Source organism: Acetobacter malorum, from assembly GCF_001580615.1.
In the GTDB taxonomy this organism is placed as follows: Bacteria; Pseudomonadota; Alphaproteobacteria; order Acetobacterales; family Acetobacteraceae; genus Acetobacter; species Acetobacter malorum.
In genome coordinates, this window is sequence record NZ_LHZC01000054.1 from 197,457 (window position 1) to 216,950 (window position 19,494).

At 59.6% G+C, this 19,494-nt stretch carries 21 protein-coding genes and 1 pseudogene; 9 read left to right on the forward strand and 13 right to left on the reverse strand.

Annotated features, from left to right (window positions below; translation table 11 throughout):
* Positions 1-428 precede the first annotated feature (428 nt).
* Together AD930_RS12635 and AD930_RS12640 are read right to left on the reverse strand one after the other, a co-directional pair.
* Positions 429-893: a nuclear transport factor 2 family protein gene (locus AD930_RS12635; protein WP_061506514.1), complete on the reverse strand. Its 465-nt coding sequence runs from the start codon at positions 891-893 to the stop codon at positions 429-431.
* 14 nt (positions 894-907) lie between these two features.
* Positions 908-1,216: a type 1 glutamine amidotransferase family protein gene (locus AD930_RS12640; RefSeq protein WP_373320467.1), complete on the reverse strand. Its 309-nt coding sequence runs from the start codon at positions 1,214-1,216 to the stop codon at positions 908-910.
* 11 nt (positions 1,217-1,227) lie between these two features.
* On the opposite strand from AD930_RS12640, the gene AD930_RS17475 reads away from it, so the two are divergent.
* Positions 1,228-1,500 carry a tyrosine-type recombinase/integrase gene (locus AD930_RS17475; protein ID WP_373320466.1) on the forward strand — a complete coding sequence of 91 codons (273 nt, stop codon included), beginning with the start codon at positions 1,228-1,230 and terminating at the stop codon, positions 1,498-1,500.
* Here the strand turns inward: AD930_RS17475 and AD930_RS18325 are convergent.
* Positions 1,497-1,613: pseudogene (locus AD930_RS18325) on the reverse strand (IS3 family transposase); the annotation flags it as partial. The gene AD930_RS17475 and the pseudogene AD930_RS18325 sit on opposite strands and share 4 nt — an antisense overlap.
* A gap of 4 nt (positions 1,614-1,617) precedes the next feature.
* On the opposite strand from AD930_RS18325, the gene AD930_RS17480 reads away from it, so the two are divergent.
* Together AD930_RS17480 and AD930_RS12645 are read left to right on the forward strand one after the other, a co-directional pair.
* Positions 1,618-1,911 (forward strand): SDR family oxidoreductase, encoded by a 294-nt coding sequence (locus AD930_RS17480; protein WP_264820942.1) that lies wholly within the window; start codon positions 1,618-1,620, stop codon positions 1,909-1,911.
* A 231-nt stretch (positions 1,912-2,142) separates the two neighbouring features.
* Positions 2,143-4,218, forward strand: coding sequence for a TonB-dependent siderophore receptor (locus AD930_RS12645; protein ID WP_061506515.1), 2,076 nt, complete (start codon positions 2,143-2,145; stop codon positions 4,216-4,218).
* A 284-nt stretch (positions 4,219-4,502) separates the two neighbouring features.
* Here AD930_RS12645 and AD930_RS12650 read toward each other — a convergent pair whose 3' ends face one another.
* Positions 4,503-5,450: an alpha/beta fold hydrolase gene (locus AD930_RS12650; RefSeq protein ID WP_061506516.1), complete on the reverse strand. Its 948-nt coding sequence runs from the start codon at positions 5,448-5,450 to the stop codon at positions 4,503-4,505.
* The gene (locus AD930_RS12655; protein WP_061506517.1) at positions 5,447-6,550 is read right to left on the reverse strand and encodes an alkene reductase; all 1,104 of its coding nucleotides are present in this window, start codon (positions 6,548-6,550) and stop codon (positions 5,447-5,449) included. The genes AD930_RS12650 and AD930_RS12655 overlap by 4 nt, the downstream gene beginning before the upstream one ends.
* Positions 6,551-6,674: 124 nt before the next feature.
* Here AD930_RS12655 and AD930_RS12660 point away from each other — a divergent pair, with 124 nt between their 5' ends.
* Positions 6,675-7,592, forward strand: coding sequence for a LysR family transcriptional regulator (locus AD930_RS12660; protein ID WP_061506518.1), 918 nt, complete (start codon positions 6,675-6,677; stop codon positions 7,590-7,592).
* A 9-nt stretch (positions 7,593-7,601) separates the two neighbouring features.
* Here the strand turns inward: AD930_RS12660 and AD930_RS12665 are convergent, their stop codons facing one another.
* The 3 genes from AD930_RS12665 to AD930_RS12675 all read right to left on the reverse strand — a co-directional run bounded on the left by AD930_RS12665 (position 7,602) and on the right by AD930_RS12675 (position 9,868).
* The gene (locus AD930_RS12665) at positions 7,602-8,048 is read right to left on the reverse strand and encodes a LysR substrate-binding domain-containing protein (RefSeq protein ID WP_341843835.1); all 447 of its coding nucleotides are present in this window, start codon (positions 8,046-8,048) and stop codon (positions 7,602-7,604) included.
* A gap of 134 nt (positions 8,049-8,182) precedes the next feature.
* Positions 8,183-8,926 (reverse strand): SDR family oxidoreductase, encoded by a 744-nt coding sequence (locus AD930_RS12670; RefSeq protein WP_061506519.1) that lies wholly within the window; start codon positions 8,924-8,926, stop codon positions 8,183-8,185.
* Positions 8,927-8,986: 60 nt separating this feature from the next.
* Positions 8,987-9,868: an SDR family oxidoreductase gene (locus AD930_RS12675; RefSeq protein ID WP_341843834.1), complete on the reverse strand. Its 882-nt coding sequence runs from the start codon at positions 9,866-9,868 to the stop codon at positions 8,987-8,989.
* Between the two features lie 56 nt (positions 9,869-9,924).
* Here AD930_RS12675 and AD930_RS12680 point away from each other — a divergent pair, with 56 nt between their 5' ends.
* Positions 9,925-10,839, forward strand: coding sequence for a LysR family transcriptional regulator (locus tag AD930_RS12680; RefSeq protein ID WP_061506521.1), 915 nt, complete (start codon positions 9,925-9,927; stop codon positions 10,837-10,839).
* 25 nt (positions 10,840-10,864) lie between these two features.
* Here the strand turns inward: AD930_RS12680 and AD930_RS12685 are convergent, their stop codons facing one another.
* Positions 10,865-11,725, reverse strand: a complete 861-nt coding sequence (locus AD930_RS12685) for a LysR family transcriptional regulator (RefSeq protein ID WP_061506522.1) — start codon at positions 11,723-11,725, stop codon at positions 10,865-10,867.
* Positions 11,726-11,745: 20 nt separating this feature from the next.
* Here AD930_RS12685 and AD930_RS12690 point away from each other — a divergent pair, with 20 nt between their 5' ends.
* The gene (locus AD930_RS12690) at positions 11,746-12,744 is read left to right on the forward strand and encodes a zinc-dependent alcohol dehydrogenase family protein (RefSeq protein ID WP_208598609.1); all 999 of its coding nucleotides are present in this window, start codon (positions 11,746-11,748) and stop codon (positions 12,742-12,744) included.
* 22 nt (positions 12,745-12,766) lie between these two features.
* On the opposite strand, the gene AD930_RS12695 is transcribed toward AD930_RS12690, so the two are convergent.
* Positions 12,767-13,336: a TetR/AcrR family transcriptional regulator gene (locus AD930_RS12695; protein WP_061506524.1), complete on the reverse strand. Its 570-nt coding sequence runs from the start codon at positions 13,334-13,336 to the stop codon at positions 12,767-12,769.
* A gap of 156 nt (positions 13,337-13,492) precedes the next feature.
* On the opposite strand from AD930_RS12695, the gene AD930_RS12700 reads away from it, so the two are divergent.
* Complete coding sequence (locus AD930_RS12700; protein ID WP_061506576.1) at positions 13,493-14,470, forward strand: SDR family NAD(P)-dependent oxidoreductase; 978 nt, start codon at positions 13,493-13,495, stop codon at positions 14,468-14,470.
* A 44-nt stretch (positions 14,471-14,514) separates the two neighbouring features.
* Here AD930_RS12700 and AD930_RS12705 read toward each other — a convergent pair whose 3' ends face one another.
* The 3 genes from AD930_RS12705 to AD930_RS12715 form a co-directional block, all read right to left on the reverse strand.
* Complete coding sequence (locus AD930_RS12705; protein ID WP_061506525.1) at positions 14,515-15,459, reverse strand: alpha/beta fold hydrolase; 945 nt, start codon at positions 15,457-15,459, stop codon at positions 14,515-14,517.
* Between the two features lie 76 nt (positions 15,460-15,535).
* A complete protein-coding gene (locus AD930_RS12710; protein WP_061506526.1) occupies positions 15,536-16,438 on the reverse strand; it encodes an SDR family oxidoreductase in 903 nt (300 codons plus the stop codon).
* 27 nt (positions 16,439-16,465) lie between these two features.
* Complete coding sequence (locus tag AD930_RS12715) at positions 16,466-17,203, reverse strand: SDR family oxidoreductase (protein WP_061506527.1); 738 nt, start codon at positions 17,201-17,203, stop codon at positions 16,466-16,468.
* Between the two features lie 116 nt (positions 17,204-17,319).
* Here AD930_RS12715 and AD930_RS12720 point away from each other — a divergent pair, with 116 nt between their 5' ends.
* Both AD930_RS12720 and AD930_RS12725 read left to right on the forward strand, forming a co-directional pair.
* Positions 17,320-18,240 (forward strand): LysR family transcriptional regulator, encoded by a 921-nt coding sequence (locus AD930_RS12720; protein WP_061506528.1) that lies wholly within the window; start codon positions 17,320-17,322, stop codon positions 18,238-18,240.
* A gap of 17 nt (positions 18,241-18,257) precedes the next feature.
* Complete coding sequence (locus AD930_RS12725; RefSeq protein WP_244150577.1) at positions 18,258-19,079, forward strand: alpha/beta hydrolase; 822 nt, start codon at positions 18,258-18,260, stop codon at positions 19,077-19,079.
* Positions 19,080-19,494: the final 415 nt, after the last annotated feature.

The following is a 19,494-nucleotide window of genomic DNA, read 5'->3' on the forward strand; positions in this document are numbered from 1 at the left end:
ACTGGACAGTCTCCTTTCCCCCCATTGCCGTCATCCCGACAGAGCATTGTCTCAGGAGTTTCTGCATGCCCGAGGGCAGTGTCCCCTCCCCCGCTCTTTTTCCTGCGCCCGCTTACGCCCCGGTACGCCGCGTCCCGCCCATCTACGCCCGCGTACGGAGCAGTTGGTTGCGGGTGTCAGGCACCCCGATTTGAACCTACCGGCGTTAAACCCTTGAAATGATAGGGAATTTAATAGGCGCGTGGTGTTGGTTGCAACAAAAAACCCCGCCAAGTCAGGGACTTAGCGGGGTTTTTGGGATGTTTCTGGTTGCGGGGGCCTGCAACCAAAGAAAACTGCTGCTTGTCAGCGGGTTCGTTGAACGTCTGGCAGCGTAGCCAAACGACTGAAAAATGGAAAGCTTTTTTGGTCGACTGCAATGTGCCCCTTCACAACCCCAGATCCGAAAGGCCCGGATGGTGGTCCGGTCGCCTCCCCTGCGGCCAATCAAAAAGCCGGGCACCGATATCGATGCGCAAGGCACTGATCGAAGCGATGCGACGTCGCATCAGGCCGTTTTCGTCAAACTCCCAGTTCTCGTTGCCGTAAGACCGGAACCACTGCCCCTCCTCGTCATGCCACTCATAGGCAAAACCCACCGAGATCCTGTTCTCCCGGAATGCCCAGACCTCTTTGATCAGCCGATACTCGTGCTCACGGGCCCATTTGCGGGTCAGAAAATCGACGATCTCTTCTCTCCCCCGCACAAATGTCTCCCGATTACGCCACTGGCTGCCGGGGGTATACTCAAGCGCGACCTTGTCCGGATCACGGCTATTCCAGGCATTTTCAGCCAGACGTGTCTTGATCGCGGCGGTCTCGGCGTCGAAGGGCGGCAATGGCGGACAGGTCATGGCAAGACTCCGGTTCAGCAGATTGAGGAAAGACGGACTGCTGCTTCCCGCGCCTGTGCCTCGCGTTGAGCCAGAAGTGGCGCGATCTGATCGCGGTAACCCGCCAGAATGTTTGGCGGCGCAGTCTCCGGCCTCCCAGCGATGAATGGGGGTTCGGGGGCATATTCGAGACCGAGCTGGAGCGTCTGCGCCACATTCTCGCCCGAGATCTCGACCAGCACGGTCAACGCAAAATCCACGGTCAACGCAGAATGAATGCCCGCCGTCACACCGCCGCCGGTGAACACGCGCCCTTCGTCCGGGATGGCACCAAACAGCGGCAACAGATGACGCCATGCCCCCAAGGCCCAAGGCAGGCCGCCCGCTTGCCGCGCATCAGGCGGCCCTGTCGATCGCCTATGGGGCAGGCCTGCGGGGGGCCGAGGTCGCAGCTCTCAAGATCAGCGATATCGACAGCGAGCGCATGCTGCTCAGGGTCGAACGGGGCAAAGGGGGACGATATCGTAACGCCATGCTTCCGGCAGACCTTCTACCCCTGCTGCGGGAGTGGTGGAAGGCCGGACGCCAGCAGGGCGTGATGCATTCCGGTGGCTGGGTTATCTGTTAAGCAGCGTTGCGCTCATGATCCAGAGGGTTTTTCCATTGGAGTGCGGAATGCAGCCTTTTCGGATTATAAAAATCATTGATGTAGCATGTGATGGCCTGCTCGACTTTCTGACGCATCATTCATGAACTCGGCAAACAGGTCTGGGCCGGCTCCGTTGGTGATGCCTTCCGTGAACAGATCCTAACGGGTCGCTTTGCTCAGTCATATGAGATCGCCTGTGCCATCACCTACCTTATCAGTGATGCTGCAGCGATGGTGAAGGGCGAAAACCTCGTAGTCGATGGCGGCTATCTGTTGCTTACCCGGAACTCCTCCGGTGGGGTTTGCCGTCAGGATCTCGGCAAGGCGGGTGCCGTGTTTTCGTGGTTTTTCAGGGGTTTATGCCTCTATTGGCACAATTGTCAGTTCTAAGGGATGCAGAGCGTAACATTGTGTTAAAATACGATATTGCGAATCACTATTATTATCACTATGTGTGCTCGACTATATCAGCTTCAAGGGACATACCCATCCGTGCGCCAGGATTTTTGTCTGAGATTTCAGAGAACTACGCTTTGCATTGTCTTCGGCGCATTTGCTATTTCGCAGGCGCGGGCGGCAGAACTCCCTGTTTCGGAGAGAAACAGGATCGACTTACATCAGGTGCATAAAAAGAAGGACAAGGTCCAGGCGAAGAGTGAGTATTCCGTGCCCAGTGCTTCCGAACGGCAGCTTGATGAATCCATTGAGGTCAAAGGATCGAGCAGAAAATTCAATGCCGATATCGTGCAGATCGGTACTTTCCGGAACCAGTCGATCATGGACACGCCCATGACGGTGACGGTCCTGACCCGTGCGTTGCTGGATGCTCAGGGTGCCCAGACCGTTACCGATGCGATGCGTGATGTTGCCGGGGTTATTTCATCCAGTACGAGCCCGATTACTGCCCCGAATTTCATGGCCAGAGGTGTCCAGATCCAGGCGCGCACGAATTACAGGCTCAATGGAACGCTTCCGATTATCGCGCTTTCGCCGATCATGCTGGAAAACAAGGAACGTGCTGAAGTCCTCAAGGGTGTTTCCGCTCTGTATTATGGTTTTACCACGCCGTCGGCCATTGCGAATTTCGTGACGAAACGGGCCGGCTCTCGACCGGTTACGGTGGTTAGTCTGACGGGGGACAGCCAGGGGAGTTATGGTGGTGGCGTTGATCTCGGGCGGGAGTTTGGTGCACGGAAGCAGTTTGGCGCACGGATCAACGGTTATGCCAGTAATGTCGGCACAACTGTTAATGGTGTTACCGGCAATCGATGGCTTGTGAGCGGTGCTTTTGACTGGCGACCGACCGACCGACTGTCTTTCAAGCTGGATATTGAGCATTCCAAGGAAGAAACTTACGAACCTGGCGGTATTACGGTACCGGCTGCTGTTGACGGGCGGATTACGCTTCCCCGGATCCCGTCAATTCATAACCGGTATGCTGCCAAGGACGCGCCGTACAATGCCTGGGCGACGAATGTTCTCGGACGCATGGATTACGCGATCTGGAAAGATTGGGCGTTTCGGGTCGAGGGCGGAATAGCGCGGACGCGGCGTCAGCGTGCCATTTCCAATGTTTCCAATGTTGATCTGGCGACAGGATGGGGCACAAACACGACGACCTATGCGGGTGACCAGGATTATTATAATCTGAATGTTCGTACCGAACTGTCCGGGTCTGTCAAAACCGGTTTCATCCGGCATGAACTGCTTTTTGGCTATAACCGGAATGCACAGGTTCAGGATGATCAGAACCGTACAAATTACAAATCGTTCAGGCAGAATATTTATAATCCCATCGATATGGATTTTGACGCATTGTCTGCGACGGGGTCTACCGAAACCTATGGAAGCACCAATACGGATACCGGCTATTACATGATGGACCGGGCCGAATTCCTGAAATATTTTACTCTGATCGGAGGCGTACGTTACGAAACTTATGAGACGTATACGCCGCACACCAACAGTGATTATACCGTCAAGAAAGTGACGCCGATCGGGAGTCTGGTTGTTCGGCCCACAAAGCAGAGCAGCCTTTATGGAAGTTATATCCAGGGGCTGGAAAGTGCCGGAACCGCACCTGACAGCGCAGTCAACGCAGGGACCATCCTATCGCCGGTGACGAGCAGCCAGTATGAGTTCGGTGCGCGGTACAAGGTCAAGGAGGCCCTGATTTCCCTAGCCTATTTCCATATTGATCGTGGGCTTGCCTATGCCAACCAGGACAATGTCTATGTTGTCAACGGCCGAGCCATTCATAAGGGCGTGGAATTGTCCATACAGGGGAGTGTCACGCATGAACTCTCCATTTCCGTTTCAGGAACATGGACGCATGCCGTGCAGGCGCAGACCGGGAATGCCGCGCAGAACGGGAAATCAGTGATCGGTGTGCCGGATTATGCCTTGTCTGCTTTTGCGGAATACAGACCGGATTTTCTGCCTGATCTGGGCCTGAATGCAGGTGTCTATTATGTGGGCAGACGTTCTGCGGACAGTCTGGGGCGTGCCTATGTGCCGGATTATGTAACGCTCAGCCTTGGTGCCAATTACCGTTTGCAGCTTCCATCCGGGCAGACTGTAACTTTTCGGGCAAATGGCAATAACGTTACCAATACCCGGTATTGGTCCAATGCCGATACGGTGCTGTTTGTCGGGTCTGGTGCGACGGCCAATTTCTCGGCCAGTTTTTCTTTCTGAACGATCTTCATTACGGTGTGGGATCTCCTGTGATCAGGAGGGCGTGCCGGGGCTTCTGTCTTTCATGAGACGTGCTGTCCTCAGGGCTTGGGCGAAGCGGGTGCGGGTTGTCTCGCTCATGAGGCTCATGTCGCGGACATCACGCATGGGGGGTATGGGTGCATCGTTTATCAGCGGAAACTGGCAGCAGGGTCTGCTTCTGGTCGGCCAGCTTATAGCTCTATTCTCGCAGCAGCATCTCCGCCATCCCGTCTCCACCATCGCCATCTCATGCGTGAGCCGGATTATTCACCGCGTTCTGCCCAGAACTGTAAAAGTTCGCTGACAATCCGGCGCGGTGCTTCCTCGGGCATGTAATGACCGCAATTTTCGAACACGCCGCCCCGCACGTCCGCCGCAACGGATTTCATGGTTTCATACAGGACGGTCCCCACCCCGTTATCCGCACCCAATGCCAGCACCGGAATGGACAGCGGGTGCGCGGCGCGGTGCCGGTTTGCGTTCAGGCCATCGGGGTTGAAGACATGCCGGTAATAGGAAAGCGCCGCCCGTGTTGCCCCCGGCGCCGCGTTGACCCGGACATATTCGTCAAGATCCGTCGGCGTAATGGTCCATGGGCGGGTTGCCTTGACCCTGAACAGCCATGTCAGGAATTCACGTTCACGCCCCTGCAGCAGGATTTCCGGCAGGTCATCAAGGCGGTTAAAGGCGAAATGCCATGTTTTCAGGTTGACCGCATCCGGTAGGACATCAACGGTCGGCACCTGCGTGATGCCAGGCAGGGCCGCATCAAGGACCGCAAGCCGTCCGACATCCTGCGGCCAATCCGCCGCATAGGCGTAGCTGATCCAGCTTCCGACGTCATGCCCCACCACATCAAGAGGACCATCTGCCGCAAGGCCCAACGCCTGCACCAGGCCGTGAATATCGGCGGCAACCGTCTGGAGGTCATACCCGCTGGCGGGACGGCCTGAGTCGCCCATGCCTCGCGGGTCAAGCGCAATGACCCGCCGTCCGGCCTGACGCAGCAGGTCCATGATATGCCGCCATGCGTACCAGCTCTGTGGCCAGCCTGGCACCAGCAGGACGGGTGGCCCGTTCCCACCTGCCACATAATGAAGATCAGTTCCGTCCGTCCGAATCGTTTCATGCCGGAACACAGCCCAGAACGCTCCTGCATCAAATGATGGACAGGTATCGTTCGCAGTTGTTCTGATGATCTTGCCTGTCATGCCTGCGTTTCCTTCACCGTGACATCATGAAAAGGATAATCGGTATAGCCATGAGCATCACCACCATAAAATGTCGCGCGATCATAGGCATTGAGCGGCCAGTCATGCCTCAGACGGGCCACCAGGTCCGGATTGGCAATGAATGCGCGCCCGAAGGCAATCAGGTCCGCATTCCCCGATGCCAGCAGCCGGTCCGCACTGTCATGCGCAAACCCGCCAGCGGCAATGATCGTGCGCGAAAACAGGGGACGGAGTGCGACGGCATCCACGGGGTTTTCCTCGGCATCCAGACCGATGCGGGGCTGGACGATATGCAGGTATCCCGCCCCCATCTCCTCCAGCATGCGCGCCACATAGCCAAAGGTCGCGTGACGGTCGCTGTCGGACATCGACCCGTACGAACCGCTGGGAGACAGCCTCACCCCCACGCGCGCAGGCCCCCAGACATCCATGGCCGCCTGTGTCACCTCGCGCAGGAAACGGGCGCGGTTCATGATCGAGCCGCCGTAATCGTCCGTCCGCCGGTTGACGCCGTCCTGCAGGAACTGGTCGGGCAGGTAACCGTTCGCGCCGTGGATTTCCACACCGTCGAAACCGGCCTTCAGGGCACGTTCCGCAGCCGCGCGATAGGCTGCGACCAGCACCGGTATCTCGTCACGCTCAAGGGCGCGGGGCGTATCGAAGGGCACGGTGCCCTGCAGGGTCCATGCCACACCATCTGCCCGGATGGCTGAAGGCGCAAGCGGGGCGGCACCGCCGGGCTGGAGAATGCGGGCCGACTGACGCCCCACATGCCACAGTTGCTGGATCATGCGACCACCTTTGGCATGCACGCCATCGGTAATGCGCTTCCAGCCCGCTATCTGCGCGTCGTCGTAAATACCGGCAGCCCGCTCGAAGCCGTAACCGGACAGGGCAACGGGCGAGGCCTCGGAGATCAGAAGCCCGCCGGAGGTCGCGCGCTGGGTGTAGTATGTCAGCATCAGGCCGTTGGGCTGGTTGCCTGGGCTTGAGCGCATGCGGGTCAGCGGGGCCATGACAACGCGGTGCTTCAGCAGCATGGACCCGACAAATTTCGGGGTGAAAAGCAGATCGGTCATGAATCGGTCTTTCGTTTTACGGACTGTATGGGCACTTTCCTGCCCTGAAATGAACGATAGACATGCCCATCCTGCGCTGGCAGACCCAGTATTGACCTAATGTTCATTCCATAAGGGAATAACCATGGACCGCCTTCAGGCCATGACCGTGTTCGTGCGTGTTGTCGAAACCGGCTCCTTTACCGCAGCTGCCCGCCAGATGGGGATGGGCCAGCCAGCGGTTTCCAAGATCGTGGCAGGGCTTGAGCAGCAGTTGGGCACCCAGCTTCTCCTGCGCTCGACCCACGGCCTGACACCGACCGATACCGGCCAGCGCTATTTTGAACGGGTTGCCCGCGTCATCGCGGATGCGAACGAGGCCGATGCGCTGGCGCGTCACAGTCTTGCCGATCTCAGAGGCCGGTTGCGGGTGGCAGCCCCCACGACATTTGGCCGCCTGCAGATCATTCCCAGACTCGGGCAATTCCTGTCGGCCCATCCGCACCTTGAAGTGGATATCGAACTCGATGACCGGCGCGTCGATCTTGTGGCGGAAGGAATCGACGTGGCGCTTCGCGTGGGGCCATTGAATGAAAGTGCCGTGGTCGCACGGCGTCTGGCGCGCGGGCGGCGGTCCGTCATCGCCGCACCGGGTTACCTCGCCCGAGGGCCCGCCCTCAGAACCCCGAAAGACCTGATGCATCATCAGGCCATTCTGTACACACGCGGCGGCACCCTCAGGCAGAGCTTTCGCCGGGGGGCGGAAAGCGTTGATGTCACACCTGGCTCACGCCTGCGCCTGAGTGCGGCGGAAGGCGTGCGGGCAGCCGTGCTCGCGGATCTGGGGCTGACGGTATCTGCTGACTGGATGTTCCTGACCGAACTGCGCACGCAGGCGGTCGTGCGGTGCCTGCAGGACTGGACGCTCCCGGCGGTCGATCTGTGGGCGCTGCTGCCCGCCGGGCGCCTGACCAGTGCACGGGCACGCGCCTTCATGGATTTCGTGACGGATATCATCCAGCAAGTGGAGGCGGAACAGGGCGCATTCGATCAATGCCGCTGACCTGTTAGGCTATACCGGCTTCATGGTCCACGGGGCCGTGCCATCGAATGCGCGCACCAGAAAATCGATCATGACACGCACCTTCGCAGGCGGCGTCCGGTCCGGAGCATACAACAGGTGAATATCGCCCAGTTCGGCAGGTGGTGCGTCAAGCGTGAGCACGTCCAGCTGGCCCCCGCGGACGGCATCGGCCACAATAAAGTCCGGCTCATAAATAATCCCGAGGCCAGCACTGACGCAGGCAACCAGCGCATCACCATTACTCGCGCACATGGGACCACGCACGCTAACGCGCCTATACCGTGATCGCCCATAAAGCCATTCCCCTGGTTTTGCGATGCCGGAGAACGAAAACCCCAGACAGTCGTGTTCCGACAGGTCAGCCCAGGATCGGGGCCGACCCCGCCTTGTCAGGTAATCTGGAGTCGCGCAGACCAGCAGTTCGCATACGGCCAGCCATCAATCCCCGTATACGGAACCTGCCAGTTGTCCATTCCCATAGCCCATAAAATCGGGAGAAGCTATTTGCGTACGACACGCTTTTTCGGATCAGGCGGCGCATTGAGCACCGACCGATCCTTGCCGGAAGCTCAGAACTCCTGTGCCGTGGGTCGGATGACGATCTCGTTGACATCGACATCGGGCGTCTGGGAGATCGCATACTGGATAGCCCTGGCAACCGCGTCAGCGCTGATCTCCGCCGTGGCGTACATGGCGTCCACGGCGTCTTTAGATGGGCCTGCGCTGATATGGGTCGGCAGTTCGGTCGCAACCGCACCCGGAGAAATGATCGTGCTCCGGATGTTTGGCCCAGCTTCCTGACGGAATCCTTCGGAAATCGCACGAACGGCGAACTTGGTACCGCAATAAACGGCAAAACCCAGCCCCACCTTATGCCCGGCCACTGATGAGACATTGATGACATGGCCCGAGCCTTGCGCCTGCATGACCGGCAAGGCCGCCGCGATGCCGTAAAGCACGCCTTTGATATTGACGTCGATCATGCGGTCCCACTGATCGGTCTTCAGGTCGCTCAACGGCGCAACCAGCATGACACCCGCATTGTTGACGAGAACATCCAGATGTCCGAACTCCTTGACAGCCCCGTCAACAAACGCCTGAACCTGTCCCTGCTGCTGAACGTCCAGTTCGAACGAAATGGCCTGGCCGCCCTCGCGCTGGATGTCCGCCACGATGGCGGAAAGCCGGTCCATCCGACGCGCCCCAAGCACGACGAAAGCGCCAGATCGCGCAAGCAGCCGGGCCGTGGCCTCGCCGATCCCGCTGCTGGCTCCGGTAATGGCCACAACCTTGCCTTGAAGAGAATTTCTCATGAACCCTGTCCTTGCCGATATATGAGTAAAGGATTGAAATGTGCCCGTCTCGGACCGCCCTTACGGGCTGGCATCCGTCGAAAGTGCGATGGCTTTCTGGGCTTCAAGCTGTTCAAGTCGTTCTGTCAGCGCCTCATGAATCAGTCGGTAAGCATCGCTGCCGAGGGCCAGGCGCAGGGGAGCAGGCGAGACATCCACGCTGGCGATCATCTCCCGCACCATCTTTTCCGGATCTCCGACGGGCGTGTAGGAATCCTGCGCCAGAACCGAGCGGCGCGCACTGAAAGGCACGGTCTGATACGCATCAAGCGGCTCAGCCATGACCACGCTGCCTCGGCCGAACTGCGTTCTCGCAGCACCCGGTTCAATCAGTGTCGCCTCGATACCGAATGACGCGACCTCCTGAATGAGGCTTTCAAAAAACCCTTCGATCGCCCATTTGCTGGCGTGATAGAGACCGAGACCGGGGAACGCTATCTGCCCGCCCATGGACGAAAGCTGAAGGATACGACCCCCACCCTGAGCCCGCAGATGAGGCAGAGCCGCGCGGACAACCGTGATTGAGCCGAGAATGTTGGTGTCAAGCTGCTGCCGGATCTGTGCGTCCGAAACCTCTTCCGCCGCACCGAACAGGCCGTACCCGGCGTTGCTCACAATCACGTCGATGCGACCCAGCACTGCAAAAGCCTGATCGACAACCTGCCGGACCATGTCTGTATCGGTGACATCCAGCGCCGCCAGATACAGACGTCCCTGAGACCCGGCCTGAAGATCATGGAGCATGTCGGGTTTGCGCAAAGTTGCGAAAACCGTATCGCCGCGCTCCAGAAGACATTCGGTCATGATGCGACCGAACCCCGAGGACGTTCCCGTGATAAACCAGTTCCTGGACATCATACGCTCCTGATCTGCACCCTCGCAGGCTTCAGGGATCTTGTGCATCGTCTGGATAGCTGGGTCTATGCACAGAAAGCGGCATGGACTATTGAAAAAACACCATGAATAAAACACCCAGCCTGACGGAACTGACGGCCTTCCTGGCTGTCGCACGGCACCAGAGTTTTCGGGCGGCGGCGGATGAACTCGGCCTGTCGGCATCGACACTCAGCCATATGATCCGGGCTCTTGAAGAAGGGCTGGGCCTGCGCCTCTTTCACAGGACGACGCGCAGTGTCGCCACGACAGAAGCCGGCACAGAGTTTTTTGCGAGCCTCGCCCCCATTCTCTCAAGCCTGGACCAGACACTCGCCACGGTCGGCATGATGCAGACGCGGCTTTCCGGCACGCTTCGGATCAACGCCTCCAAAAGTGCAGCGCTCTTTCTGGTCCGGCACATCGTTCTGCCGTTTCGGAACCGCTACCCCGACATACATCTTGATCTGGTGACCAACGGCCGTTTCATCGATATCGTGGCGACGGGTTTCGATGCCGGCGTCAGGCTGGCCGAAGCCGTTCCGCAGGACATGATCGCCATCCGGTTTGGTGCGGATGGGCGCTTTGTCGCCGTTGCCTCTCCCAATTATCTGGCCGCTCGTGGCACGCCGCAAACACCGGACGACCTGCACCGTCACGCCTGTATCCGCTTTCGCATGCCCAGTGGAAAAATTTACCGATGGGAGTTCACACGTTACGGCCAGGATCATGATGTGGATGTTTCCAGCGCCTTTACGCTGGACGACATGGATCTGATGGTCGAGGCGGCGGCGGACGGACAAGGCATCGCGTTTGTCTCGGAAGATACCGCTCAGGAGGCCATTGCACAGGGCCGGCTCACGCCCATTCTGGACGACTGGACACCCACATTTCCAGGGCACGCGCTCTATTACCCCGGTCATCGGCTTGTCCCGCCGGCATTACGCGCCTTCATTAACGTCCTGAAGGAACATCAGTCGCGTGGAACAGTGACACCGTGATACCCCATCCGCGCAATTATCTCTACTACGTCGCCCATGGCGCCGTGCCATCGAACGCATGGACGAGAAAGTCGATCATGACCCGCACTTTCGCGGGCGGTGCCCGGTCAGGGGAATACAGAAGGTAAATGCCGCCAAGCTCCGCTGGCGGCTCATCAAGCGTGAGGATCTCCAGGGCGCCGTTGCGGAGAGCGTCGGCTACAATAAAATCGGGTTCGTAAATGAGGCCCAGCCCCGCGCTGGCACAGGCAACCAGAGCATCGCCGTTATTCGCACACACAGGGCCATGAACGGCCACCCGCCTCTCCCGTGAGCGCCCATAGAACCATTCTCCTGGTTTTGCGATACTGGACAGTGAGAAGCCCAGACAGTCGTGCCGGGACAGATCCGTCCACGACTGTGGCCTGCCGCACCGGGACAGATAATCCGGAGCGGCGCAGACCATGAGTTCACTTGATGCAAGCCTGCGGGACATGAGCCGGCTGTCCCTGAGGCGCCCGATACGAATGGTCAGATCCCATCCTTCGCCTGTCAAATCCACGATCCTGTCATTCAGGCCAAGATCAACTGTTACCGCAGGATGCTTCCGGTGAAACGCCGGGATCAGCGGCGCGATATAGCGAATGCCGAAAGACAGAGGGACATTAAAGCGAAGGACACCAGATGCTTCAACGCGCTGCGAGACAATACGGGCTTCGACCTCATCCAGTTCCGGAAGAAGGCGCAGGCACATCTCCAGATACTGCTGGCCGGCTTCCGTCGGGCTGAGTCTGCGCGTACTGCGATGACACAGACGTACACCCAGCCGTTTTTCCAGCGCGTCCAGATGCCTGCTGGCCATCCCCGGTGAAAGGCCCAGTTCCCGAGCCTCCTCAAAGGATGACAATAATGGACGCCTACGAAATCATGCCGGGAGGAAGTCTGTCCGGCCTTCGGAAAACCAGTCGGCCTACCGTGCCCCTACCCGCCCATGGACTGCGCATCCGCATGCTCGCCGCGTCCCTGAACGCACGCGACCTGAGTGTCATGTGCGGCCAGTTTCACGCCCTGCCGTCCCATCCACTCATACCCCTGGTCGATGGATGCGGCGAGGTGGTCGAAACGGGTAAAAAGGTCTCCCGTTTTCGGCCGGGTGATCGCGTTATTCCCGCCTATTACCCCAACTGGACGGACGGGACGATCTCAGCGCAGAAGACAGCCATCTCATTCGGTGCACAGGTAGACGGAACACTCACAACGGAGATGCTCGGGCTGGAAGAGGCTTTTGTCCGCGCGCCCGCCCATCTCGATGCCTCTGAAGCGGCAACGCTCTGCTGCGCAGGCCTGACGGCATGGAACGCGCTTTTCGTCATGGGCGCCGCACGACCCGGAGCACGTGTCCTGCTCCTCGGTACGGGGAATGTCTCCCTTATGGCGCTCGTTCTGGCAAAAGCCGCCGGACTGTTCGTGATCATAACATCGTCACAGGACGGGCGGCTCCAGCGCGCCAGCGATCTGGGGGCCGATGAAACCGTCAATTATCACCTGAATCCGGACTGGCACGATGAGGTCCTACGCCTCACCAGCGGAAACGGAGTTGATCTTGTGGTCGAAGTCGGTGGCGAACGAACCCTTCCCCATTCCCTGAAAGCAACGGCTTTCGGAGGGCGCGTAGTGGTGGTCGGCCGACTGAGCGGCGGCGATATCGCCGTGTCAGCGGGTACGTTGATTGGTGGCGGTCGAAGCCTGAACGGTCTCACAGCCGGCAGCAGGACTATGCTTGAGGATCTTGTCCGTTTTGTCGAGATCAATCGCATCCGACCGATCATCGACAGGAGCTTTGCATTTGAAAACGCCGCCGACGCCTATGAACACTTCGTCTCGGAACGGCCCTTTGGCAAAGTAAGCATCACGATTGGTTCCTGAACGGCGTTGGCAGACGCCTGTTCTACGAAACTCGGACACCTGCAAGCAGGATATCAACAAGCTGGCGCGCACTGTTCTGCCACTCTGGCCCGGCTGCGACCGTCGCCACACCGACAAGGGCGCGTAGAAGATCGACCGGGTCCAGATCCATCCGTATGTCCCCACTGGCAACGGCCCTGTCGGTCAGGCCCGTGATAGCCCGTGTCATATGATCGGCTGAGGCGGCCTGAAGGCTGGACGGCCCACAGACCAGACTATTCAGCGCCGTCGCCATAATCTGCTTTGTGGCGATATGCTCGACGAACAGCAGTAGCCATTCTCTCAGGGCGGCAAGGGGCGGCTCGCTCTGGGCCAGCCGGTCCGCCGCCTCGGCAAGGCCGAGCATCTCGTTGCGATAGACCCCCTCGACCAGCGCATCCCGCGTGGGAAAATGCCGGTACAGCGTCCCGATTCCGACACCGGCCATGCGTGCGATCTCATCCAGACTGACATCCGGCCCCTTCCCGGCGAAAGCGGCCTTCGCCACCGCTAGCAGATGCATCCGGTTTCGTTGTGCATCGGCGCGGGGTTTACGAGGGGCAGCGGCAGACATGGATCATAAAACTCCTTGATAAACGGAGGAATCCTCCGTATAAAGAGGAGGAGTCCTCCGTTTTATACGTCACCATCCCATGCGACCGCAACAAGGCGCGTGAAAATGGATGGCAAAACAGGACCTCTACTGGCCTTTTCTCAAGGAAATGCTGTCATGACAGAATCTTTCAACGCGACCTCCACTACAGATCAGGTGCTGGACGGTTTCGATCTTACCGGCAAGCGTGTGCTGGTCACGGGTGTTTCGGCAGGTCTGGGCGTCGAGACGGCGCGCACCCTGCTCGCCCACGGAGCGCAGGTCATTGGTACGGCCCGGGATCTCGCCAAGGCGGAAGCGGCAACGGCTTTGATCCGGACAGAAGCCGCCGGGACGACCGCCCTCGAATTGGAAGAACTCGACCTTGCATCCCTGCGCAGCGTCCGCGCTTGTGCGGAGCGTATCAGTGACGCGGGCAAGCCGTTCGATCTTATTGTCGCGAACGCCGGGATCATGGGGGTGCCGCTGAGCCATACGGAAGATGGCTTTGAACTGCATTTCGGCACGAATTATCTGGGCCATTTCGTGTTCGTGAACCGTCTTGCCCCTCTCATGCGACCGGGCGCGCGGCTGATTACGCTGTCGTCGGCAGGACATCGTTTCGCTGATGTCGATCTTGAGGACCCGAATTTCGAACACACGCCCTACGATCCGTTCATGGCCTATGGTCGCTCGAAAACGGCGGATAGTCTGTTCGCCGTGGCCTTCGATCACCGTCATCGCAACCGGGGCGTGCGGGCCGCCGCCGTACATCCGGGCGGCATCCAGACCGAACTCGCCCGCTACACCAACCCGGCCGTCCTGCAGGGCATGATCGACACCATCAACGCGGAACTGGCTGCCCAGGGCAAGCCTCCCTATACATGGAAAACGATCCCGCAGGGTGCGGCAACGACCGTATGGGCCGGCATTGTCGCCTCAGCCGATGACATCGGCGGCCGTTATTGCGAGGATTGCCACGTCAGCCCCGTTGTCACGGCACAGACTGTCAGCATGGTCAGCGAAGGGGTCAGACCCTACGCAATCGACCCGGAACGGGCGGAAGCCCTCTGGGCGCGAAGCGAGGAACTGGTGAACGAGGCGTTCCCGGCCTGACGTCACCCCTCAAACCGGAGCGGCATCCCGATCGACTATCGGGATCAGTTCGTCGAAGACCAAAAGCGCAGGAGTTCTTCCGCGACCCTGCGCGGTGCCTCTTCGGGAATGTAGTGACCACAATCCCCGAACACGCCGCCTGATACAGTGGTCGCGATACTTTTCATGGTTTCGATCAGGCTTGCTCCCGCACCGTTATCCGCGCCAAAAGCCAGCACCGGAATCGACAACGGACGGATTGCGCGCTCTTCGTTGGTTTTCAGGCCTTCCGGGCTGAAGGCGTGCCGGTAATAAGACAGCGCGGCTCTTGTAGCGCCGGGAGCCGCGTTGACACGCACATACTCATCCAGATCGGTGGAGGTTATGGTCCACGGTCTGTTCGCCTTGACCCGGAACAGCCAGGTCAGGAATTCACGCTCGCGTCCCTCAAGCAGAATCTCAGGAAGATCGTCAAGGCGATTGAACGCGAAATGCCATGTCTTCAGATTGACGGCTTCCGGCAGGACACCGATGGCCGGAACCTTCGTAATTCCGGGGAGCGCCGCGTCGAATACCGCGAGACGCCGCACGTCTTCCGGCCAGTCGGCGGCGTAGGCATAACTGATCCACGTCCCGACATCGTGCCCCACAACATCAATCGGCCCATCCGCCGTCAGGTGCAGCGCCTGCACCAGAGCATGAATATCGCGCGCCACAGCGCGAAGATCGCAACCGGCGGCCGGTCTGTCCGAATCCCCCATGCCGCGCGGGTCGAGCGCGATGACCCGCCGCCCGCTTTCGCGCAGCAATGGCATGACATAACGCCACGCGTACCAGCTTTGTGGCCAGCCTGGGATCAGCAGCACGGGTGCGCCGCTGCCGCCTTCGACAAAATGAAGCCTCACACCGCCGACGCTGACCGCATCATGGCGGAACAGTTTCCAGAACGTCTCCGGCACAAAGGGAGGACAGGTATCGTCAGAAGTCGTCCTGATCGTGTCGGCTGTCATCTGAATTCTGTCACTCCATGACCTGGGCTTTACGGCCCGATGAGCTTAGGGACTCTTCAGCCCTTTGCCATAAATATCATGATGGCGTGGCAATATGCAGCAGGTCCTCAAGGCCGATACGCCGCAGGAGTTCTGCTCTCATCCTGTCCGCAACGCCGTTGACGACCTCTGCCCCGTCCTGTGACGGATCCACATGGACCCGGAACGGCCGCTTGCCACGCGGCGCATCCACGACGGCCTCGATCGCCCTGGCCACACTTTCCGGGTCGGCATCGGCCGGTTCGAGGGACGCCAACCCCGCCAGCGCCTTCTCCTCCACACCCTTGTAAGGGCCATCCATGTAGGCCTGTGCCACGCTCTGATCCGCCGGAGCCCCGGCATCGCGAAAGTGGTTGGTCCCCTTGGTAAAGGCACCCGGCACGACGATGGTCGTCTCGATCCCCCACTGTGTCAGCTCACCCGCGTAGGAAATGGCCAGGGCATCCATCGCAGCCTTCGCCGCAAAATAGGGCCCGAGGAAAGGCGGCGTTCCGCCGCGCGTGCTGGAGGACGACACCCACACGACGAGCCCCTGGCCTCTTTCCCGCATATGCGGCAGCGCCGCGCGGTTGAGGCGCTGGGTGGAGAGGACATTCACATCATACAGCGCCGCCAGTTGTTCCGGCGCAAAAGCCTCGGCCGGTCCGAAACACATATGACCGGCATTATGGATCACCACGTCAATCTGGCCCTGTTCCGCCATGATCCGGGCCACGGCGGCGTCCACCTGTGACTGCTGGAGAACATCGAGTTCCACGGTACGCAGATCGACGTTCCACTCTTTCGCGAATCTGGCCGCATCCGCCACGGCCGCCGCGCCTTTTCCGTGGATGTCCCGCACACCGGCATAGACACAGTGTCCGGCCGTGGCGAGGCCCCGGGCCGTCATGGCGCCAAAACCGCTCGACGCCCCCGTGATCAGGATAACCTGCCTGCCCATGATCCTCTCCCTTTCCGGACGATTTTTTCAGACCATGCCGCCATTGGCGCGCAGGGTCTGGCCGTTGATCCACGCACCATCCGGGCCGACGAGGAAGGCAACCGCCGCCGCGATGTCTTCCGGCGTCCCAAGACGTTCCAGCGGATTCATCTTCGACAGTTTTTCAATCAGTTCAGGGCTTTTCCCGTCGAGAAACAGCTCCGTCCCGGTCGGGCCGGGGGCAACCGCGTTCACGGTCGTGTTCCGGCCGCGCAGTTCCTTGGCCAGGATCGCGGTCAGGGTTTCCACCGCCGCCTTGGTCGCGGCGTACACGCCGTAATTCTCAAACTTCAGCCCGACGACACTGGTCGAGAGATTGACGATGCGTCCGCCTTCCCGGAGCCTTTTCCCGGCCTCGCGCAGCGTGTTGAAAGTGCCCCGCAAATTGATGTCCACCTGCCGCGTGAAGGCCACATCGTCCACATCGGCGATCCGTCCCAGCGTCATGATCCCGGCATTGTTGACCAGCACATCGACACCGCCAAAGGTCTTTTCCGTCGCATCGAACAGCGCGGTCACGGCCGCCGCGTCCGAGACATCGGCCTTCACCGGGAGGGCTTCGCCTCCAGCCTGACGGATCTTCGTGGCGAGTTCCTCGGCCTGCGCGGCATTGCCAGCGTAATTGACGACGACAGCCAGCCCTTCCGTCGCCAGCCGCGTGGCAATGGCCGCGCCAATCCCACGCGATGACCCGGTGACAATCGCGACTTTCCTGTTCTGTGTCATATCCGCTTTTCCTTATCGCTCTCAGCCGTTCTGGCTCTGAGATGACAGTGCCCCTTTTTCCTCGCCCGATAATCCCGCATAATCCGGATAGATTATCCGAAACAGGGGAACAGTTGATGGATCGGCTGGATGTCATGCGTCTGTTCATGCGCATCGTGGAACGCGAAAGTTTCACCCAGGCCGCAGAAGACATGAACCTGCCGCGCTCGACGGCCACCGATGTCATCAAGGCGTTGGAGACCCGGCTCAGTGTGCGCCTTCTGCATCGTACGACGCGCCAGGTCAGTCCGACACCGGAAGGTGAAACCTATTACCGCCGCTGTCGTCATATCGTCGCGGAGATCGAGGACGCGGAGACGGCCTTCGGAAGCCTCCGGCCCAAAGGCACCCTGCGGATCGACGTCCATGGTACCCTGGCCCGTCATTTCATCCTGCCGGCCCTGCCCGCCTTCTTTGCCGCCTATCCCGATATCGAGTTGCATATGAGCGAAGGCGACCGTCTGGTCGACCTGGTGCGTGAAGGCGTAGACTGCGTGCTGCGGGTGGGCACATTGCGGGACAGCGAGATGGTGGTCAGGCCCCTGGCGACGCTGGAGGAAGTGACGCTTGCATCGCCAGCCTATCTGGAAGCCCACGGCGTTCCGACACACCCGGACGATCTATCCGGCGGTCATGTCATGATCGGTTTCCAGTCGAGCCTGCGGGGCAGGATCTTGCCACTGGAGTTCGTTATCAACGGGAAACCTCGCCACGTCGCACTACCCCTCCATATGGCCGTCAATGCGGCGGAGAGCTATATTTCAGCCGCACGGGGAGGGCTGGGCCTCATCCAGATCCCGCGTTATCACGCGGAACAGGATCTCCGGACCGGAGCACTGGTCGAGGTAATGAGCGCGTTCCCCCCCGCCCCTTCGCCAGTGTCACTCCTTTATCCGCACAACCGGCAGATGTCTCCGCGCGTGCGCGTCTTCATCGACTGGCTGGTGGAGATTTTCAGAACGACCACCATGCCTTCCGGCCCATACCACCGCCAGTAAACTGCATGAGGAAAGATATGCAGAATACGATCGCCACGCTGCTTTCCCTAGTATTCCTGCCGACAATGGCCTTCGCGGATGATCGCCAGCAGCAGGAAATAACCACACTCATCGCCGATCATTCCCATGCCGAGCGGGTTTTTAACCTGCCCCTCAACGATGGAAAGCGTCTGACGGTGTTGTTTTCCACTCCGACCAGACCTCGGGGAACGATCATCATGCTGCCCGGGGGTACCGGCGATATCGGCCTTCAACAGGATGGACGCATCGGGCAAGGAGACAATTTTGTCGTCCGGACGCGCGACCTGTGGAACAAGCACGGTTATGCGGTCCTCATCCCCGATACGATCAATCATACCAACCTCAGAGGTCGCCGCAGTTCGTCGGCCTACGCACGCCTTGTCGAGGAACTTGCCGCATTCGCACACCAGCCGGAATCAGGTCCTGTTTTCCTGCTCGGCACGAGCCAGGGATCGATCGCGGCCGTGAATGCCGCAGCCCATGCCCTCCCCAGTAGCATCGCCGCTGTCGTGCTCACTGAATCGGTATCCGTCATGGGTGGCAGCGGCGAGACAGTCTTCAGCGCCACCCCTCAGCAGGTGCGCGCTCCTGTCCTTGTCGTCGTCAACCGCGATGACCTGTGCAATGTTGCTCCGCCACAGTCAGCGCGACAGATCGCTGCCGCCATGACAGCCAGCGGAGACGTGCATGTGCTGACAGTCTCGGGAGGCGCCACGCGATCGAAAAAGAACTGCGGCTCCCTGACCCCGCATGGTTATTTTCGTATTGAGGACAAGGTGATCGATGCGATCAGCAGATGGCTGGATACCCATTCCTAACAAAATCATAGACTTCAGAGCACCTTCTCGTGTTACGGACATCTGCGACATGCACTGCTTTCGACAATATAAATAATATAATTACCTCAGTTCGTCAGTCTCCTATCGTTCTTCGCCGAGGAAACGGACGCCATTTGCCAGCACGTCGTCAGCAAGCATTCGTAAAATGGAATTCTCGATAGTGGCACAGGCTTACGGCTGCTGCGTTCGCCGCATTGCTGTTTCAGCGGAGGCGTTTCACAGGTGGGGGACGATCCCATGTCTGGAGCGGGGGCACAGTTCATGACTTGCAAAATCAGGTACGGTATGTTACCAGACCAAAGAAATGGCGTGGGAATAGTCTCCGCTGAAATGGATTCTGTTACCCCAACGCACGGGAAAAGCTGCCGCCTGCCGGAGGCGCTCACCCTGCCTA

Bases quoted from the DNA above. Each gene is read 5' to 3' on its own strand.
- AD930_RS12670 (WP_061506519.1), bottom strand. From the start codon at position 8,926: ATGAGAAATTCTCTTCAAGGCAAGGTTGTGGCCATTACCGGAGCCAGC.
- AD930_RS12655 (WP_061506517.1), bottom strand. From the start codon at position 6,550: ATGACCGATCTGCTTTTCACCCCGAAATTTGTCGGGTCCATGCTGCTG.
- AD930_RS12690 (WP_208598609.1), top strand. From the start codon at position 11,746: ATGCCGGGAGGAAGTCTGTCCGGCCTTCGGAAAACCAGTCGGCCTACC.
- AD930_RS12650 (WP_061506516.1), bottom strand. From the start codon at position 5,450: ATGACAGGCAAGATCATCAGAACAACTGCGAACGATACCTGTCCATCA.
- AD930_RS12725 (WP_244150577.1), top strand. From the start codon at position 18,258: ATGCAGAATACGATCGCCACGCTGCTTTCCCTAGTATTCCTGCCGACA.
- AD930_RS12710 (WP_061506526.1), bottom strand. From the start codon at position 16,438: ATGGGCAGGCAGGTTATCCTGATCACGGGGGCGTCGAGCGGTTTTGGC.
- AD930_RS12720 (WP_061506528.1), top strand. From the start codon at position 17,320: ATGGATCGGCTGGATGTCATGCGTCTGTTCATGCGCATCGTGGAACGC.
- AD930_RS12660 (WP_061506518.1), top strand. From the start codon at position 6,675: ATGGACCGCCTTCAGGCCATGACCGTGTTCGTGCGTGTTGTCGAAACC.
- AD930_RS12675 (WP_341843834.1), bottom strand. From the start codon at position 9,868: ATGCACAAGATCCCTGAAGCCTGCGAGGGTGCAGATCAGGAGCGTATG.
- AD930_RS12635 (WP_061506514.1), bottom strand. From the start codon at position 893: ATGACCTGTCCGCCATTGCCGCCCTTCGACGCCGAGACCGCCGCGATC.
- AD930_RS12680 (WP_061506521.1), top strand. From the start codon at position 9,925: ATGAATAAAACACCCAGCCTGACGGAACTGACGGCCTTCCTGGCTGTC.
- AD930_RS12695 (WP_061506524.1), bottom strand. From the start codon at position 13,336: ATGTCTGCCGCTGCCCCTCGTAAACCCCGCGCCGATGCACAACGAAAC.
- AD930_RS12715 (WP_061506527.1), bottom strand. From the start codon at position 17,203: ATGACACAGAACAGGAAAGTCGCGATTGTCACCGGGTCATCGCGTGGG.
- AD930_RS17475 (WP_373320466.1), top strand. From the start codon at position 1,228: ATGCCCCCAAGGCCCAAGGCAGGCCGCCCGCTTGCCGCGCATCAGGCG.
- AD930_RS12700 (WP_061506576.1), top strand. From the start codon at position 13,493: ATGACAGAATCTTTCAACGCGACCTCCACTACAGATCAGGTGCTGGAC.
- AD930_RS12705 (WP_061506525.1), bottom strand. From the start codon at position 15,459: ATGACAGCCGACACGATCAGGACGACTTCTGACGATACCTGTCCTCCC.